Here is a 15,880-nt window from a genome sequence, read left to right on the forward strand (position 1 = left end):
GCTCGCCCTGAGCTTGTCGAAGGGCTGTAATTTTCTTTGGAGTAATGCATTGGAAAAGAAGGACAGTGCTTCGACAGGCTCAGCACGAGCGGAGGAAGGCAAGGCGCAAAATCCCAAGTCCGGCTGGCTCAATGTCGCGATCGACTACGGCCCGCTGATCGTGTTCCTGCTCTCGTTCTACCTCTTCCAGCCCGATGGCGACGATTCGGTCGGCACACTGGTCGCGATCATCAAATCGACCGGCGCGTTCATCGTCGCCGCCATCGCCGCCTTGATCGCGAGCAAGCTGCTGACCGGGCGGATATCCAAGATGCTGATGCTGTCGACCGTGCTGATCGTCGGTTTCGGCGGGATGACGATCCTGCTGCGCGATCCGTTCTACGTACAGGTGAAGCCGACCGTACTCTACGCCTTCTTCGGCGTGGTGCTGCTGATAGGCTGGCTGCGCGGGAAGGCGTTCCTGCAATGGCTGCTGGAGGCTGCATTCGAAGGACTCAGCCAGGAAGGCTGGCTCAAACTGTCGCGCAACTGGGGTTTCTTCTTCCTGTTCCTGGCAGTGCTCAACGAAGTTCTGCGTGAGAGCCTGAGCTTCGAGGACTGGCTGTGGGCCAAGCTGTGGGTCTTCATGGGGCTGAGCTTCGCCTTCACCTTCGTGCAGCTGCCGATGCTGCTGAAGCATGGGCTCGACCCGGAGCGTAAGGAAGGCCTCGTCGAAGAAGAGCCGCCGACGGGCGCCTAAAGTTCGGCGTCATCCGCCGGCGCAGCTTGCGCCGGGGGCTCCGAAGCAAGCAGGCCCAGACGATTGGCGAGCCAGTTGATCGTGGGGCCTTGGATGATGCTCGACAGCAGAACCACGAAGAACACGATATTGAAGATCGCAAAGGCGCTCGGCACGCCGGCCACGATGGGAAAGGTGGCGAGCACGATGGGTACCGCGCCGCGCAGCCCTGCCCACGACACGAACAGCTTGGCGCGCCAGCCGAACTGACGGAACGGCGCGAGGCACACGAACACGCTCACCGGGCGGGCGATGAACATCAGGATGAAGGTTATGGCGAGGCCCGGCGCGATCACGCCGGTCAGGTTGGACGGCGTGATCAGCAGGCCGAGCGTCAGGAACATGACCACCTGCGCCAGCCATGCCAGCCCGTCCTGAAAGGTGGAGACGATCGTCCGCGCGCGGTAGGTCCGGTTGCCTGCGGTCAGGCCTGCCACATAGGCCGCGAGGAAGCCGTTGCCCCCGATCACCGAGGCGAGCCCATAGGCGATCAGCGCGGCGGCGATCGATACAACGAACGCCAGCCCGCCGTGGCGATATTGCGAGCGCTTGAGGATTTCGGGCAGAAGATATCCCGCCCCGAAGCCGACCGCCGCACCAAGCACCATCTGGAGCAGGAATTGCGGCACCAGCGTGATCGGCGAGAAGTCGGGAACGGTGATGAACATCAGCGCCGCGCCGACGAGGAAGATCGCCATGGGATCGTTGGAGCCCGACTCCACCTCGATCAGCGCGGGAACATCGCCGTGCAGGTCAAGCCCGGTGGAGCGCAAGATGGCGAAGACGGCGGCCGCATCGGTGGATGCGATGATCGCGCCGAGCAGGAAGCCCTGATACGGGCTGAACCCCAGCAGCAGGACCCCAGCGAGCGCCATGATCCCTGCACTGATCAGGACGCCACCCGTGGCGAGCACCAACGCAGGCGTCGCAACACGCCGCACGTCGCGCCAGTCGGTGTCGATGCCGCCCGAAAACAGGATGAAGATGAGGCACGCGATCCCCACGCCCTGGGTCAGCAGGTAGTCGTCGAAGGCGATCCCGCCCGGCCCATCTACCCCGGCGAGCATGCCAAGGCACAGGAACCCGATCAGCGCGGGCAACCCGAACCGGCTCGACAGCGAGCCTGCGAACACCGTGGCCAAGAGCAGGATGCCCAGCACGAGGAGCGCGACTTCCGGGCTAATGCTCAGCATGGGGCTTTGAGAGACGATCTGCGGTGAGGTGACAAGGGGAAACCGGGTGCGTCGGACGCAGTGCAGCCGTGCAGATGCGTATTTTCGCCCGGTACACCCAAGCGGACGGCAACAGGGTAAGCGCTAGATTCGCACCTGCGAGCCCAGCTCGACCACGCGGTTGGTCGGCAGGCTGAAGAATTCCATCGCGCTCGCCGCGTTGCGCAGCATCCAGCTGAAGATCTTCTCGCGCCACACGGGCATGCCCGGCTTGTCGCCCGGGAGCAGCGTCTGGCGGCTGAGGAAGAAGCTGGTGTCCATCATGTCGAACGACCCGCCGCAGCGGCTCATGTGCTTCAGGCCTTCGGGCACGTTGGTTTCGTCCATGAAGCCGTAGTGCAGGACCGCGCGATAGAAGCCGTCGCCGATTTCGGTGAAATTGCACCGCTCTTCCGGATTGACGTAGGGCACATCCTGAATCTCGACCGTCAGGATCACCACCCGTTCGTGCAGCACCTTGTTGTGCTTGATGTTGTGCAGCAGCGCGCTTGGCACACCGGCAGTGCTCGATGCCATGAACACGGCCGTGCCGGGCACGCGCGTGGCGCTGTTCTGGGCGGATTTGGCGAAGATCTCGATCGGCAGCGCGACCTCGCTCATGCGTTCGCGCATAAGCTTGCGACCGCGCGACCAGGTGGTCAGCAGCAGGAAGGCAAAGCCGCCGACGACCAGCGGGAACCAGCCGCCCGAAGGCACCTTGGGCAGGTTCGCTGCGAAGTACGCACCGTCCACAAAGATGAACAATAGCAGCACGGGCACGGCAAGGAACCACTTCCAGCGCCACACCGCAAGCAGCAGCACACCCATCAGTAGCGTATCGATGAACATCGCGCCGGTCACCGCGATACCATAGGCGCTGGCGAGGTTGGTCGAGGACTGGAACATCAGCACCAGCAGGATGACCGAGACCATCAACACGTTGTTGACGAAGGGAATGTAGATCTGCCCGCGTTCGGTCGCGCTGGTGTGTTCGGTCGACAGGCGCGGGATGAAGCCGAGCTGGATCGCCTGGTGGGTGATCGAGAACGCGCCCGAGATCACCGCCTGGCTGGCGATGAAGGTGGCGGCTGTGGCCAGGATGACGAGCGGCAGGCGCAGCATGTCGGGCGCCATGACGAAGAACGGGCTCTTCATCGCTTCGAGCGTTTCGGCCGGATCCATCGCCGCGATCATCGCGCCCTGCCCGAAATAGTTGAGCAGCAGGCAAGGCATCACGAAGCCGAACCAGCTCAATCGCATCGGGCCGCGACCGAAATGGCCCATGTCCGAATAGAGCGCTTCCGAGCCGGTCACCGCCAGCACCACCGAACCAAGCGCGAGGAAGGCGATGTATCCGTCGGTCAGGAAGAACTGCACCGCATACCAGGGGTTCAGCGCCTGCAGGATGTACGGATTCTGGATGATCTGGATCGTGCCGAGCACCGCAATCACGCTGAAATAGACGATCATGATCGGCGCGAAGAGTTTGCCCACGGCGGCCGTGCCGCGTCGCTGGATCAGGAACAGCCCCACCAGCAAGACGAGCGCGATGGGGATCACCAGCGGCTCCAGCCCGGTATTGACCACCGTCAGCCCCTCGACCGCCGAAAGCACGGAAATCGCAGGCGTAATCATGCTGTCGCCGTAGAACAGCGCGGTCGCAAACACGCCCAGAATGATCGTCAGGAAACCCCAGCGGGACTTGCCGATATAGCGCGACAGCAGCGCGACCAGCGCCAGCGTGCCGCCCTGCCCCTTATTGTCCGCGCGCATCAGGATGGTGACGTACTGGATCGAAACGATCAGCGTCATCGACCAGAAGATCAGGCTGACGACACCGTAGATGTGCAGCTTGTCGATCGTCAGGCTGTGTTCGCCCAGGAAAGTTTCGCGAAAGGCGTATAGCGGGCTGGTCCCGATATCGCCGAAGACGATGCCGACCGCGCCAACCGCGAGCGCGGCTTTGGAGCCGGTCGAGTGGGACTCGGTGAATTTCTCAGGTGCCAGGCCCGGCTGTACGGAAGCTCCGCTCATATATTCTTCGCGATGATCAACCTGTTGCGGACCCTGTTGAAACGCACGAACACGTTTCCGGGGTGCGACGGGCGCGGTTAGCAGTGCCTGTGTGCAAGTGCAACATCGCTTCTCGGCGCTCAGCGCGCCGGTGCCGGGCCCTGTTCGGGTTCAGCGGGCGGCGTCGCGGGAGCTGGAGGCATTGCCGGCCGGCCCTGCCGCTCTCCAAGGACCGAAATCACTCCGTCGAGCCGCTGCAATTGCTGTGCGACATATTCGCGCCCGCGCGCGTCGTCTTTCGCCTCATCCAGCGCCTTGGCCCAGAGGTCTCGCGCCTCCCCAAGCTGCCCCGATCGCAGGGCGATAAGCCCGCGAAAATAGTCGGGCGCAGGGTTTCCGGGCGACTCCTGCCGGGCACGCTCGAACGCGTAGACGACAGGGGGCGTCACCCGCCCTTGCGTATGTTCGGCCAGCGCGATCCCGAGCGCCAGCCAGGCCTCGCCGTCCTTCGGGTTTTCATCCACGCCGTTGCGCAACAGGCCCGCCGCATCGACATGTTTGCCGCGCCGCGAGAACCCGTCCGCAGTAATCACGAAGCGCGAGGGGAGGATGCCCTCCGCATTGTAGAACGCCCGCCTGGTCTCGATCAGCGTATCGCCCGTGGGCGAGAGTTCGCGACTCGCCTGCCGCGGCTCATCGGGCAACCCGGGGCGGCCCTGCCAGGCGTACCCCGCAAGCGCGAATACCATCGCGGAGGCAAGCAGCGTCCATACCTGTCGCCCCTCGCCCGCGAGCAGCATCGCCACCCCGAAGGCGACCAGCGCGAGGATTGCGATGGCGATCCAGACCGAAATCATTCGCCGCCCCTCCCGATCCGCCTGAACAGCAGCACACCGGCCACCAGGATGAACAGCAAGGGCAGCGCATAAAGCGGCCAGGTGGCCCAGTCGAAACCGGGCCGAAAGGTCACGTAGTCGCCGTAGCGTTCGACCAGCCATGCCCGCACCTGCTCAGGCTCCTCGCCCGCAGCGATGCGGCTGCGGACCTGATGGCGCATGTCGCCCGCCATCGGCGCGTTGCTGTCGGCAATGGATTGCGACTGGCAGGTCAGGCAGCGCAGTTCCTCCATCAGGGCCTGCGCCTTTGCCTCTGCCACCGGATCGGCGAGCTGCGTATCGGCCAGCGGCGCGGAGGACACCGTCTGCCCGGCCCCGACTGCGGGTGGCGTTGCTGGCGCTGCGAGCGCTAGCAGGGCGGCGGCCAGGATCATTTCGCCTTCTCCCACTCGGCGTAGATCTCGTCGATATTGTCCGCGCGGATGTCCCCGATGTGCTGGTAACGGATCACGCCCTTGCCGTCGATGACGAAGGTCTCGGGCACGCCGGAGGAACCCAGCGCAAGCTGCAGCTCGGCAATGTCGTCGCGCGCGATGGCGGTATAAGGATTTCCGTACTGGTCGAGGAACTGGGCAATCGCCTCCGGTTCGTCGCGGATCGCGACGCCTACGATCGGCACCCCTCGCTTGGCGAGAGCATCGAGCTGCGGTGCCTCTGCAATGCAGGGCACGCACCAGGTTGCCCAGACATTGAGCAAGCGTGGCTTGCCATCGGCAAACATCTGCGAGGTAAGGCGCGGCGCATCCTCGGTTTCGCCGGGAAGGTCGAACGCGGGAAGCGGCTTGCCGATCATCGTGCTGCGGACGAATTCGTCCTTGGGCTGCGTCATCTGATACGCCGCAAGTCCGATGAAAAGCCCGAACAGGGCCAGCGGGAGGATCAGCCAAAGCCGCTTCATGCCGCAGCCTCGCTCTCGCGGTCGGCGCGACGTTGCGCGATAGCCTCGCCAATCCGCGACCGCCGCACGCCGGAGCGCAGATGCCCGAGCAAGGCAAGCAAACCGCCAAGCGCAATCAGCACGCCACCGTACCAGATCAGCGTGACGAAGGGTTTCCACCACAGCCGAAGCTGCCAGCGTCCCTCGCCAGCCGCATCGCCCAGGATCGCGTATAGCTGGCCATTCCAGCGGGTGAGCAAGGCGGCCTCGCTGGTGTTCTGCGGCGGGTCGGTGAAGGTACGCGACTGCGGACGCAGTACGGTATCCACACCCCCGCCGGTTATCGCAATGCGCGCTTCGAGCGCGGTCCAGTTCGGCCCCGCGACCGGCTCGACCGCGCCGAGCGTTGCCTTGAACGGGCCGACCTCGACCGTGTCGCCGCTACGCACCGCAACCAGACGCTCGGTCGAGAAGGCACTTTCGCTCGCCATCCCGGCGAGGCTGACCGCGACTCCGAAATGCGCCAGCATCGATCCCCACAGGGCCAGCGGCACGCGGCGCGGATTTCGACCCATCAGCGGCAGCCAGCTCGCCACGGCCAGGGTCACGGCGAGCGCGAGGCCAATCGTCGGCAGCACGCCCGCTCCGCTGAAGGCGACGACCGCGATGACCGACGCGGCCAGCACGACGCCAATCAGCACCAGCGGCGCTGCAATCCGGCTGATCCGGTCGCGCCGCCACCTCAGCAGCGGGCCGACCGCCAGCACCAGCAGCATCGGCACGGCAAACACGGCGGTGACCGGGTTGTAATACGGCGGCCCGATGGACACGCGCGTCCCCAGCGCTTCGGAAAGCAGGGGATACAGCGTGCCGAGCAGCACGACCGCCAGAATTGCGCTGAGCATCACATTGTTGAACACCAGCGCACCCTCGCGGCTTAGCGCGACGAAGCGCTTCCCTTCCGCCAGCGCGCCTGCCCGCAAGGCGAACAGCGCGAATGCTCCGCCGATATAGATGGTCAGCAGGCCGAGGATGAAAGCCCCACGCTCAGGGTCCACGGCAAAGGCGTGGACGCTGGTGAGGATGCCGGAACGGACGAGGAAGGTGCCCACCATGCTCATGGAAAAGGCCACGACGCCTAGCATGATCGTCCAGGTGCGCAGCGCATCGCGCGCCGCGAGCACGCCGATCGAATGCAGCAGTGCGGTCGCCGCGAGCCACGGCATGAGCGAGGCGTTCTCGACCGGGTCCCAGAACCACCAGCCGCCCCAGCCCAGTTCGTAATAGGCCCAGTAACTGCCCGCCGCGATGCCGAGGGTCAGCGAGATCCATGCCGCCAGCACCCACGGCCGCATTGCGCGTGCCAGCTCGGGCCCGGCCTGCCGCGTCACCAGACCGGCGACGACGAAGCTGAAGGCGACCGAAAGGCCGACATAGCCGACGTAGAGCGTAGGCGGATGCAGCGCGAGGCCGATATCCTGCAGCAGCGGATTGAGCCCGGCCCCGAACTCGGCGGGCGGGTTGAGCCGCGCGAAGGGATTGGAGGACAGCAGCAGGAAGGCAAAGAACCCCAGCGCGACGAAGCCCTGCGCCGCCAGCGCCGTCTTTACGAAGCGCGCGTCCATTCGCCGTTCGAGGCTGGCGATCAACGCGCTGCACAGGCCCAGGATCGTGACCCACAGCAGCATCGATCCCTCGTGGTTCCCCCAGGCACCCGAAATCCGGTAGACCAGCGGCTTGTCCGCATGGCTGTTGGCCGCCACCAGCGCGACCGAAAGGTCGGTCACGGCGAACACCCAAAGCAGGCACACGAAGGATACGACCAGCAGCAGCGCCTGGACGATCGCGGCCGGACGAACCAGCGCGCTGACCGGCCCCTGCTCGTCGCCACGCGCGCCGATCGCGCCCGAGATGAATTGCAGAAGGCAAAGCCCTGCGGCGAGCCACAGGGCGGCAAGGCCGATCTCGGCGATCATTGATCCGCAGCCTTGCTCACTGACCGGCGCTCTTTTCCAGAACCTCGTGCGCCTCGGCGTCGCTCAGGCCCTCCAGCTCGCGCGGGGTATAGTTCTCGTCGTGCTTGGCGAGCAGCGTTTCCGCTTCGAAAGTGCCGCCGGGCAACAGCCTGCCATTGGCGATGACCCCCGATCCTTCCACGAACAGGTCGGGCACGATGCCGCGATAGGTCACGGGCACGGCATTCCCCTCTCGCCCGGTGACGTTGAAGGCGATCGTCACCCCATCGGGTAATGTGCGCAGAGAGCCGGGCTGTACCATGCCACCCAGGCGGATCGCGCGGCCCGGTTCGGGCGGTTTCGCGGCAATGTCTTCGGGCAGGTAGAAATAGTCCGCCTGGCTGCGCAGTCCCCACGCCGCCAGCAACCCGGCCACCATCAGGACGACCAGTGCGACAGAGACCAGCACCAGCCGCTGATGTTTCGGTGCAAGGCCGCTCATTCGCCGCGTCCCTTCTTGCGGGCCGCATCGCGCGCTCGCTCGGCCCGGCGCATCCGCAGCCAGCTGAAGATGATCAGCGCGGCAATGGCGGGCACCGCGATCGCGTAGGCCGCTATCACGTAGTCCCACTGCGAAAGAGCTTCGCGCATCATGCGGGTTCTGCCTCCATCGCACGCCGCCGCAATCGCGCCTCGGCCTGCGCCTGCGCCAGCAAGGCGCGCATGTTCATCAGCATGGTCGCGGCGAACAGGCAGGTAAATCCGAGCAGCGCAACCATCATCGGCCACAGGAACGCGCCGTCGATACTGCTGCCGCCGGTGGTGATGCTGGGCGGCTGGTGAAGCGAGTTCCACCACACGACCGAACGATTGATGATCGGGACATTGACCGCGCCGACCAGCCCGAAGATCGCTGGCAGCCTGGCAGAGGCTCCCTCACGATCGACCGCCTGCGACAGCGCGATGTAGGCAAGGTAGAGGAAGAATAGCACTAGCATGCTGGTAAGTCGTCCGTCCCACACCCACCAGGTGCCCCAGGTGGGCCGCCCCCAGATCGATCCGGTAATGAGGCACAGTGCGGTGAACACCAGCCCCGGAATCGCGGCCGCGCGGGCCGCCAGAGCTGCCAGCGGATGGCGCCAGACGATGAAGGCAAGGCTCGACCCGGCGATCGTCATCCAGCCGGCCATGCCCAGCCACGCGGTCGGAACGTGGATGAAGATGATCCGCACGGTCTCGCCCATCAGGCGGTCCGGCGGGGTAACGAAAAGACCCCAGACGACCGCCCCGACCGAGGCAAGCAGGCCCACGGCAAGCAAGATCGGCGTCAGCGTCTTCGCGAGGCTCAAAAACCGTCGAGGATTGGCAAAACCATGCATTTTTATCGCCCGTCCCTATGCCGCTCGCGAAGGCGAGGTGCAAGGATTCGTGGCAGGGGACGCCCGGGTCGAGCGTGCCTTCAGCCGCGCCCGATCAGCTTCTGCGCCATCGAATCGGCAACCCGGTCGGGCGACGATCCGGTGGCTTCGCTGTCCTGCCAGATCTTGCTCAGCCGATCGGGGATCAGCGCGATCCGCTTGCGCACCTCGTTGATGTCGCAGGGCGCATCGTCGCGGCGGCACAGATATTCCATCGTCACGCTGATGATGCCGCCCGCGTTGATGACGTAATCGGGTGCGTAGAGGATACCGCGCTCGGCCAGCATTGCGCCATTTTCCGGGCGGGCGAGCTGGTTGTTCGCCCCGCCGGCGACGATCGCGCAGTCGAGCCGGGCAATCCCTTCCTCATCGAGCGTCGCGCCCAGGGCATTGGGGCTGAAGACGTCGCAGCCGACCGACATGATCGCATCGGGAGCAACCACGTCCGCGCCCAGTTCCTGGCCCAGCGCCTGCACATCGTCGGTAGCGATGTCGGCCAGCGTCAGCTTTGCGCCATCCTTGGCGAGCAGGCGGGCAACGCCTCCGCCGACGCTGCCGACGCCCTGCATTGCGACGTGGACACCTTCCACGCTGTCGCGACCCAGCTTGTGCTGCACCGCTGCCTTGATGCCGAGATAGATGCCGAGCGCGGTGAACGGGCCGGGGTTACCCCCCGCCTCGCCTTCGGCGACCGGCAGGCCGGAAACATATTCGGTCTGTTCGTGCACCGCGACCATGTCCGCAACGCTGATGCCGACATCTTCGGCAGTGACGTACTTGCCGCCCAGCCCGTCGACCGCGCGACCGAATGCTGCCAGCATCTCTGGCGTCTTGCGACGATCTTCGCCCGCCAGGATCACGGCCTTGCCGCCACCCATGGGCAGGCCGGCCATCGCGTTCTTGTAGCTCATCCCCCGGCTCAAGCGCAGCGCATCGCGCATCGCGGCACCGGGTTCGGCGTAGTGCCAGAAACGGGTGCCACCCGCAGCCGGGCCAAGATGGGTCGAGTGGAGCGCGATAATCGCGGTCAGCCCGCTCTTGTCGTCATGAACGAAGTGGACGACCTCGTGGTCGTCGAAATCGGGCTGGGTCCAGAACGCGTTCATGGGAATTGCAGATGCCCTCGCAGCCAGTGTTGCTGGCTGACCGGGCCTCGGAGCAAATGGGGCGATCGAGGGGTCTCGAACCCCCGACCTCCGGTACCACAAACCGGCGCTCTAACCAACTGAGCTACGATCGCCATATGCCCCGGCGCAGCCACGCCAAGGCGGGTGGCAGTTACGCGCACGAATCGCCGCGTCAAGTGCGGAACGGCAGCGCATTATTCGCTTGCACGAGAGAGGGCAAATGGGAAGTGAAATCCTCATTTGAAGCTCTCTTGCGCAGGATTGTTACGCAGCTTGCGAATCGCGTAATTCATCGCGCATGAAGAATGTCATGCGCGACCCCGGCGAATCCGACGCGAATGAACTTGCAGCCAAGGGCATGCAACGGCTGCCTTTTCCCAAGCTCGAACTGCTTCAGATGCGCAATTTCCTCGATCCCGATTTCTGCGCGGAACTGATCACGATGATCGATGCCAAGCGCCGCCCGTCGACGCTGGCGGATCACTATGGCGACGACACCTTCCGCACGAGCGAGACCTGCGACCTGCCGATGGACGACCCGCGCACGCAGCGACTCGACGCGATGCTGGCGAAAATGTCGGGCATCGATCCCGCGCATGGCGAACCCTTGCAGGGCCAGCGGTACGCGGTCGGCCAGGAGTTCAAGGCGCATTGCGACTACTTCAATCCCGGCGGCGACGACTGGGAGAAATACTGCGCCGTGTCGGGCCAGCGCACCTGGACCTTCATGATCTACCTCAACGAACCCGAGGCGGGCGGCGCGACACGCTTCAAGGTCGTGAAGAAGAGCTTCCAGCCCGAAACGGGCAAACTGGTGTGCTGGAACAACCGGCGGCCCGACCAGTCGATCAATCCCAACACGATGCACCACGGAATGAAGGTGCGCAAAGGCACCAAGTACGTGATTACGAAGTGGTATCGCGAGCGGCCGTGGGGGTGAGGCTGACTGACACGGGCCGCGGCTCTCCGCGGCACTGTACCTTTCTCCTCGTCGTCCCGGACTTGATCCGGGACAGGGCTTCTTCTTCTCAGCCGTAACCACAGAAGCACCGCCCCCGGAACAGGTCCGGGGTGACGCCGAGCGGTCACGACATCAGCGAGTCCGAAGGGCTCAGAAACTAAAAAGGGCGGCCCCGTCGGACCGCCCTTCCCTCGCGGCGCGAGGCCGCAAAGCGCGTAGAATCGCGTTATTTCTTGAGGCTGAGCCCGCCGAAGCGCTTGTTGAATGCGGCCACGCGGCCACCTTCCTGAAGCTGCTGCTTGCCGCCGGTCCAGGCCGGGTGGCTGGTCGGGTCGATTTCCAGCGTCAGCGTGTCGCCTTCCTTGCCCCAGGTGGAGCGGGTCTGGAATTCGGTACCATCGGTCATCTTGACCGTGATGGTGTGGTAATCGGGGTGACCTTCGGCCTTCATGTCATGTCTCCATAGCCTCGGAACGGTTCCGACCGGTCCAGCTGTTGGGTGGGAAAGGCGCGCGGATAGTCGCAACGCGCGCCGTTGGCAAGTAAAACTCCCCTCCCGCTTGCGGGAGGGGGTGCGAGACTTGCGAGCTTGCTCGCTAGTCGCAGCGGGGTGGGCTCTCGCGAGCCCATGCCCACCCCCACCCGCAGGCGGGAGGGGAGCGGGCTTATTCCGGCGGATCGGCGATCATCGCGGTGAACTCGCACTCGCAGGTCGTCTTGCCGTTCACGCTCGCCTTGCCGGCGAACTTGTAGACCCGGCTCCGCTTCTGCAGGAACGAGACATGCAAGTCGAGCAGGCAGCCCGGCGTCACGGGCGCGCGGAACTTGGCCCCGTCGATACCCATGAAATAGACGAGCTTGCCCGTCCCCGCCAGTTCCAGCGTCTCTATCCCGAGGATCGCGGCGGCCTGCGCCAGCGCCTCGATCTGCAAGACGCCGGGCATGATCGGTGCGCCGGGAAAGTGACCCTGGAAGAATTCCTCGTTGAAGGTCACCGCCTTCACCGCATGGATTTCTTCGTTCAGGGTCAGGCTTTCCACCCGGTCGACGAGCAGCAGGGGATACCGGTGCGGCAGCGCCTTGAGCACCTGCCGGATATCCATCTGCCGCTTTTCTACCGTGTCGTTACTTTCCATGTCGATGATACGATCAGCGACCGGTGGGCTGCGCAGGAGTCTGCGGCTGAGCGGACTGCTGCTGCGCCGCTGCCTGACGAAGCACCGAGAGGTACATCAGCTGCTGAATCTCTTGGTACAGCTGCGCCGCCGCCTGCGAAGGCTGCCAGTCGGCCGGAGGCGCGATCTCGGCAGACTGTACGCGCGTGTTGATCGCAGCGGTGACCGCCTCGGTCACGTCGGCGCTCTCAGGCGCATAGATCAGCGCATCGGGTGCAAGCATCACCTGGATCGAACGATCGGCAATTACCTGCTCCACCGCGGGACCATATTGCTGTGCAACCTGCGTCAGCACGTACATGCGCGCGCGTTGCATCGGCATCTGAATCCCGGAAATCTGCTGGTCCAACGAACGGACCTGCTGCTTGCTTGCTTCGGGGGCAGCATTGGCCTCTGCGTCGGACACCTGGCCATCGCCGTTCGTGTCGAAGGCCTTCAGGGCCGTCTGCCGCTGCTGTTCGAGCTGCTGCAGCGTGGTCAACTGGCTCTGGTTCTGATCTTCGATCTGCTTGTAGCCGGCCTGCAGAGCCTGGGCGTTGGCCACCGCCAGCGCACGGTCGGCAGTAGCTATCCCATTGACCTGCGCGGCGGCCGGCACGGCAGCGAGCGTCGCGCCAATTGCAGTCGCGATCGCGAACGTGGTTTTGGAAATCTTCATCAGAATTGCGTCCCTACATTGAATGAGATTGTCTTGGTGTCGTCGCCTTCCACCTTGCGGATGACGTGGGAGAAATCGATCCGGAACGGACCGAAGGGCGAGTTCCAGTCGACCCCGATCCCCACCGAGATACGTGGCGAAGCGCTGTCGCCCACGAAAACTTCCTGGAACGGCGCAATGTTGCGCTGGACGATGATATCCAGGGGATTGCCGCTTCCATCGACGCTGTCTGTCGTCGTGACGACGTTGCCGTTACTGTCGACCGTGCCGCTATCATACAGCAGGTTGCCGGACTGGTCACGCGCCTGGATCGGAATACCGCCCGGGAAGGGGCTGCTTTGCAGCTGCGGCTTGTTGACGTTGAACAGCGCGCCGACATCCATGAAGATCGAAGGCCGCAGTCCCATCTCGCGCGCGCCCGAACCGAGCGGAATTTCCAGCTCGGCCCTGCCCAGGTAATAGGCGTTGCCGCCGATCGCATCGTCGCCGCCACGATCGCGGTCGGTGATGACGAGGGGGTTGCCCGTGCCATCGTCGGTGATCGGCTGCCGCAGGACGCGCGGACCGACGCCGCGGATATCGAAGCCGCGAATCTGCGGTTCGCCGAGGAAGAACCGGTCGGTCAGCAAGACTTCGTCGCTCCGCGGGCCATTGCCACCGAAGCCCTTGATGTAGCCGCCTTCGCCCGAAAGCGAGAAGATGAAGTCGCCCATGACCGGCCAGTATTTCGCGGCCTGACCACGCAGACGCACGTATCGGGTATCGCCGCCCAAGCCGGCAAAATCGACGCCCGCCGTCAGTCGCATCCCGCGTGAGGGGCGGTAATAGCTGTTGAGCGAGTTGTAGACGTAATTGAGCCCGAGGATCGAGCTCAGGCGATTGCCGAGCGTATCGCAGATGAAACGCGAGGCGAGCAGCGGATCGCACTCGGTCGTGCCATTGCCATCGACGTCACGGAAGAATTCCCGCTCGTCGATCGTCACCTGATCGTAGTTCAGCGTGTAGCTTCCGATCAGCGACGAATATTCGGTCAGCGGCACACCCAGGCGGAAAGAGCCGCCCGTCGTCACCTTCGAATAGCGGGTCTGATCGCGATTGATCAGGTTGAAGCTGTTCACGTCGCGGCGATAGAAATCGACGCCCAGCGAGATATTCCGGTCGAAGACGTACGGCTCGGTGAAGCTGAGGTTGATCGACTTGGAATAGCGCGAGATCGAAGCCGACGCCCCGATCGTCTGCCCCCGACCGCGGAAGTTGCGCTGGCGGATCGAGCCCGAGAACAGGAAGCTTTCGAGCGACGAGAAACCGGCCGACAGCTGAAGCTCGCCGGTCGGCTGTTCCTGCACGTTCGCTTCCAGGATGATACGGTCGGGATTGGCCGTTTCAGCCTGCGAGACCTCGAACTCTTCCTGGAAATAGCCGAGCGAGTTGATGCGGGCGGAGGTGCGCTTGACCGCAAGCGTATTGAACGCATCGCCTTCGGCAGAGCGGAACTCGCGCCGGATGACCTTGTCCTGGGTCAGCGTATTGCCGTTCACGTCGATCCGTTCGATGTAAACGCGCGGTACTTCCCTGATGGCGAGCGTCACGTCCATCGTCAGATCGTCGGGATTGCGGCGGAATTCCGGACGCACGTCGGCAAAGGCATAGCCGAACTGGCCGGCAAGTTCGGTCAGGCCTTCAACCGTATCTTCGATCCGCTTGGCGTCGTACCATTCGCCCTCTTCGATCGCGATGCCCTTGGTCAGGGCGTCGCCGTCCAGATCGCGGATCTGGCTGGTCACGTCGACGTTGCCGAACTTGTAGCGTTCGCCTTCCTCGACCACGTAAGTGATGATGAAGTCGCGCTTGTCCGGGGTCAGCTCGGCCACCGCCGAAACGACGCGGAAATCGACATAGCCCTGCGTCAGGTAGAATTCGCGCAGCTTCTGCTGGTCGAACGCCAGACGATCCGGATCGTAGCTGGTATTGCCCTTCAGGAAGGAGAACAGCCCGGATTCGTGGGTGACCATCTCACCCTTGAGCTGACCATCGGAGAAATGTTCGTTGCCGATGATATTGATCTTCTGGACGCGCGACTTCGGCCCCTCGTTGATCTCGAACACGAGGTCGACGCGGTTCTGGCTCAGCTGGACCGTCTTCGGTTCGACAGTGGCGGCGAACCGGCCCTGACGCTTGTAAAGCTCGATAATGCGGGCAACGTCCGCGCGGACCTTCGAACGGGTAAAGATCTGCCGCGGGGCAAGCTTGATCTCCGGAACGATCTTGTCGTCCTTGAGGCGCTTGTTACCTTCCAGAACGATGCGGTTGATGACCGGGTTTTCGACCACGTCGATCACCACGTTCCCGTCTTCGTTGGTGATCGAATAACTTTCGAAAAGCTCGGTCGCCGCAAGATCCTTGAGCGCCTGGTCGGCCGCAGCGGCGGTATAGACGTCGCCGGGGCGCATCCGCACATAGCTGAGAATCGTATTGGGCTCGAGCCGCTGGACGCCGCGAACCGAGATCGTCCGGATGACGTCGCTCTGCGGATCGGTGGCAGTATCCTCAGCCGGATCGCCCGTCGTCGCGGCTGGATCGCTCGCCTCTTGTGCCATTGCCACCTGGGGCAGGCCTGCGAGCGTGGTGCACGCCAGCAGCGCGAGCGCGTAATTGCGAATGTTGCGCGTACCGCGCTGTGCGCCTGATTGGATGGCCGTCATGTACGATGATGTCCCGTCAATATGTCTCGACCCGGATCGCACTTGCTTTGCCGTACCGGCATTCCGGACCAAACGATCCGGCGCCCTGTGCCCGATACGCGCGCCCCTT

General features: G+C 64.2%; 16 protein-coding genes and 1 tRNA gene. 2 read left to right on the top strand and 15 right to left on the bottom strand.

Translation table 11 applies throughout. The annotated features are described in order from the left end of the window. Nucleotides 1-139: 139 nt before the first annotated feature. Nucleotides 140-739, top strand: a complete 600-nt coding sequence (locus tag AAG591_RS10770; protein WP_342531389.1) for an inner membrane-spanning protein YciB — start codon at nt 140-142, stop codon at nt 737-739. Here AAG591_RS10770 and AAG591_RS10775 read toward each other — a convergent pair. The 11 genes from AAG591_RS10775 to AAG591_RS10825 all read right to left on the bottom strand — a co-directional run bounded on the left by AAG591_RS10775 (nt 736) and on the right by AAG591_RS10825 (nt 10,388). Further along, entirely contained in the window at nt 736-1,971 is a 1,236-nt protein-coding gene (locus tag AAG591_RS10775) for a potassium/proton antiporter (protein ID WP_342531288.1), read from the bottom strand. The genes AAG591_RS10770 and AAG591_RS10775 overlap by 4 nt on opposite strands. 123 nt (nt 1,972-2,094) lie before the next feature. Next, nucleotides 2,095-4,023, bottom strand: coding sequence for a potassium transporter Kup (locus AAG591_RS10780; protein WP_342531289.1), 1,929 nt, complete (start codon nt 4,021-4,023; stop codon nt 2,095-2,097). A gap of 119 nt (nt 4,024-4,142) precedes the next feature. Further along, complete coding sequence (locus AAG591_RS10785; RefSeq protein WP_342531290.1) at nt 4,143-4,859, bottom strand: tetratricopeptide repeat protein; 717 nt, start codon at nt 4,857-4,859, stop codon at nt 4,143-4,145. Next, the gene (locus tag AAG591_RS10790) at nt 4,856-5,272 is read right to left on the bottom strand and encodes a cytochrome c-type biogenesis protein (RefSeq protein WP_342531291.1); all 417 of its coding nucleotides are present in this window, start codon (nt 5,270-5,272) and stop codon (nt 4,856-4,858) included. Before AAG591_RS10790 ends, AAG591_RS10785 begins: the two co-directional genes overlap by 4 nt. After that, a complete protein-coding gene (locus AAG591_RS10795; RefSeq protein WP_342531292.1) occupies nt 5,269-5,796 on the bottom strand; it encodes a DsbE family thiol:disulfide interchange protein in 528 nt (175 codons plus the stop codon). The genes AAG591_RS10790 and AAG591_RS10795 overlap by 4 nt, the downstream gene beginning before the upstream one ends. Continuing rightward, nucleotides 5,793-7,751, bottom strand: coding sequence for a heme lyase CcmF/NrfE family subunit (locus AAG591_RS10800; protein ID WP_342531294.1), 1,959 nt, complete (start codon nt 7,749-7,751; stop codon nt 5,793-5,795). The genes AAG591_RS10795 and AAG591_RS10800 overlap by 4 nt, the downstream gene beginning before the upstream one ends. Nucleotides 7,752-7,767: 16 nt before the next feature. Continuing rightward, nucleotides 7,768-8,232 (bottom strand): cytochrome c maturation protein CcmE, encoded by a 465-nt coding sequence (gene ccmE / locus AAG591_RS10805; RefSeq protein ID WP_342531295.1) that lies wholly within the window; start codon nt 8,230-8,232, stop codon nt 7,768-7,770. Then, nucleotides 8,229-8,384, bottom strand: a complete 156-nt coding sequence (gene ccmD / locus AAG591_RS10810) for a heme exporter protein CcmD (RefSeq protein WP_342531296.1) — start codon at nt 8,382-8,384, stop codon at nt 8,229-8,231. The genes ccmE and ccmD overlap by 4 nt, the downstream gene beginning before the upstream one ends. Further along, entirely contained in the window at nt 8,381-9,109 is a 729-nt protein-coding gene (gene ccmC / locus AAG591_RS10815) for a heme ABC transporter permease CcmC (protein WP_342531297.1), read from the bottom strand. The genes ccmD and ccmC overlap by 4 nt, the downstream gene beginning before the upstream one ends. An 80-nt stretch (nt 9,110-9,189) precedes the next feature. Beyond that, a complete protein-coding gene (locus AAG591_RS10820) occupies nt 9,190-10,254 on the bottom strand; it encodes a Leu/Phe/Val dehydrogenase (RefSeq protein WP_342531298.1) in 1,065 nt (354 codons plus the stop codon). A gap of 57 nt (nt 10,255-10,311) precedes the next feature. Then, nucleotides 10,312-10,388 (bottom strand) — tRNA-His (locus tag AAG591_RS10825). A gap of 197 nt (nt 10,389-10,585) precedes the next feature. On the opposite strand from AAG591_RS10825, the gene AAG591_RS10830 reads away from it, so the two are divergent. Next, nucleotides 10,586-11,215, top strand: coding sequence for a prolyl hydroxylase family protein (locus tag AAG591_RS10830; protein ID WP_342531299.1), 630 nt, complete (start codon nt 10,586-10,588; stop codon nt 11,213-11,215). A 247-nt stretch (nt 11,216-11,462) separates the two neighbouring features. Here AAG591_RS10830 and rpmE read toward each other — a convergent pair whose 3' ends face one another. From rpmE to bamA, 4 genes are all read right to left on the bottom strand, one after another. Further along, nucleotides 11,463-11,687, bottom strand: a complete 225-nt coding sequence (gene rpmE, locus AAG591_RS10835; protein ID WP_010239309.1) for a 50S ribosomal protein L31 — start codon at nt 11,685-11,687, stop codon at nt 11,463-11,465. 214 nt (nt 11,688-11,901) lie between these two features. Further along, on the bottom strand, nt 11,902-12,339 hold the full coding sequence (gene fabZ, locus AAG591_RS10840; protein WP_342531390.1) for a 3-hydroxyacyl-ACP dehydratase FabZ: 438 nt from the start codon (nt 12,337-12,339) through the stop codon (nt 11,902-11,904). Nucleotides 12,340-12,385: 46 nt separating this feature from the next. Next, a complete protein-coding gene (locus tag AAG591_RS10845) occupies nt 12,386-13,069 on the bottom strand; it encodes an OmpH family outer membrane protein (protein ID WP_342531300.1) in 684 nt (227 codons plus the stop codon). Continuing rightward, on the bottom strand, nt 13,069-15,771 hold the full coding sequence (gene bamA, locus AAG591_RS10850) for an outer membrane protein assembly factor BamA (RefSeq protein ID WP_342531301.1): 2,703 nt from the start codon (nt 15,769-15,771) through the stop codon (nt 13,069-13,071). Before bamA ends, AAG591_RS10845 begins: the two co-directional genes overlap by 1 nt. Nucleotides 15,772-15,880 lie beyond the last annotated feature (109 nt).

This window comes from Citromicrobium bathyomarinum (assembly GCF_038594485.1).
In the GTDB taxonomy this organism is placed as follows: domain Bacteria; phylum Pseudomonadota; class Alphaproteobacteria; order Sphingomonadales; family Sphingomonadaceae; genus Alteriqipengyuania; species Alteriqipengyuania bathyomarina_A.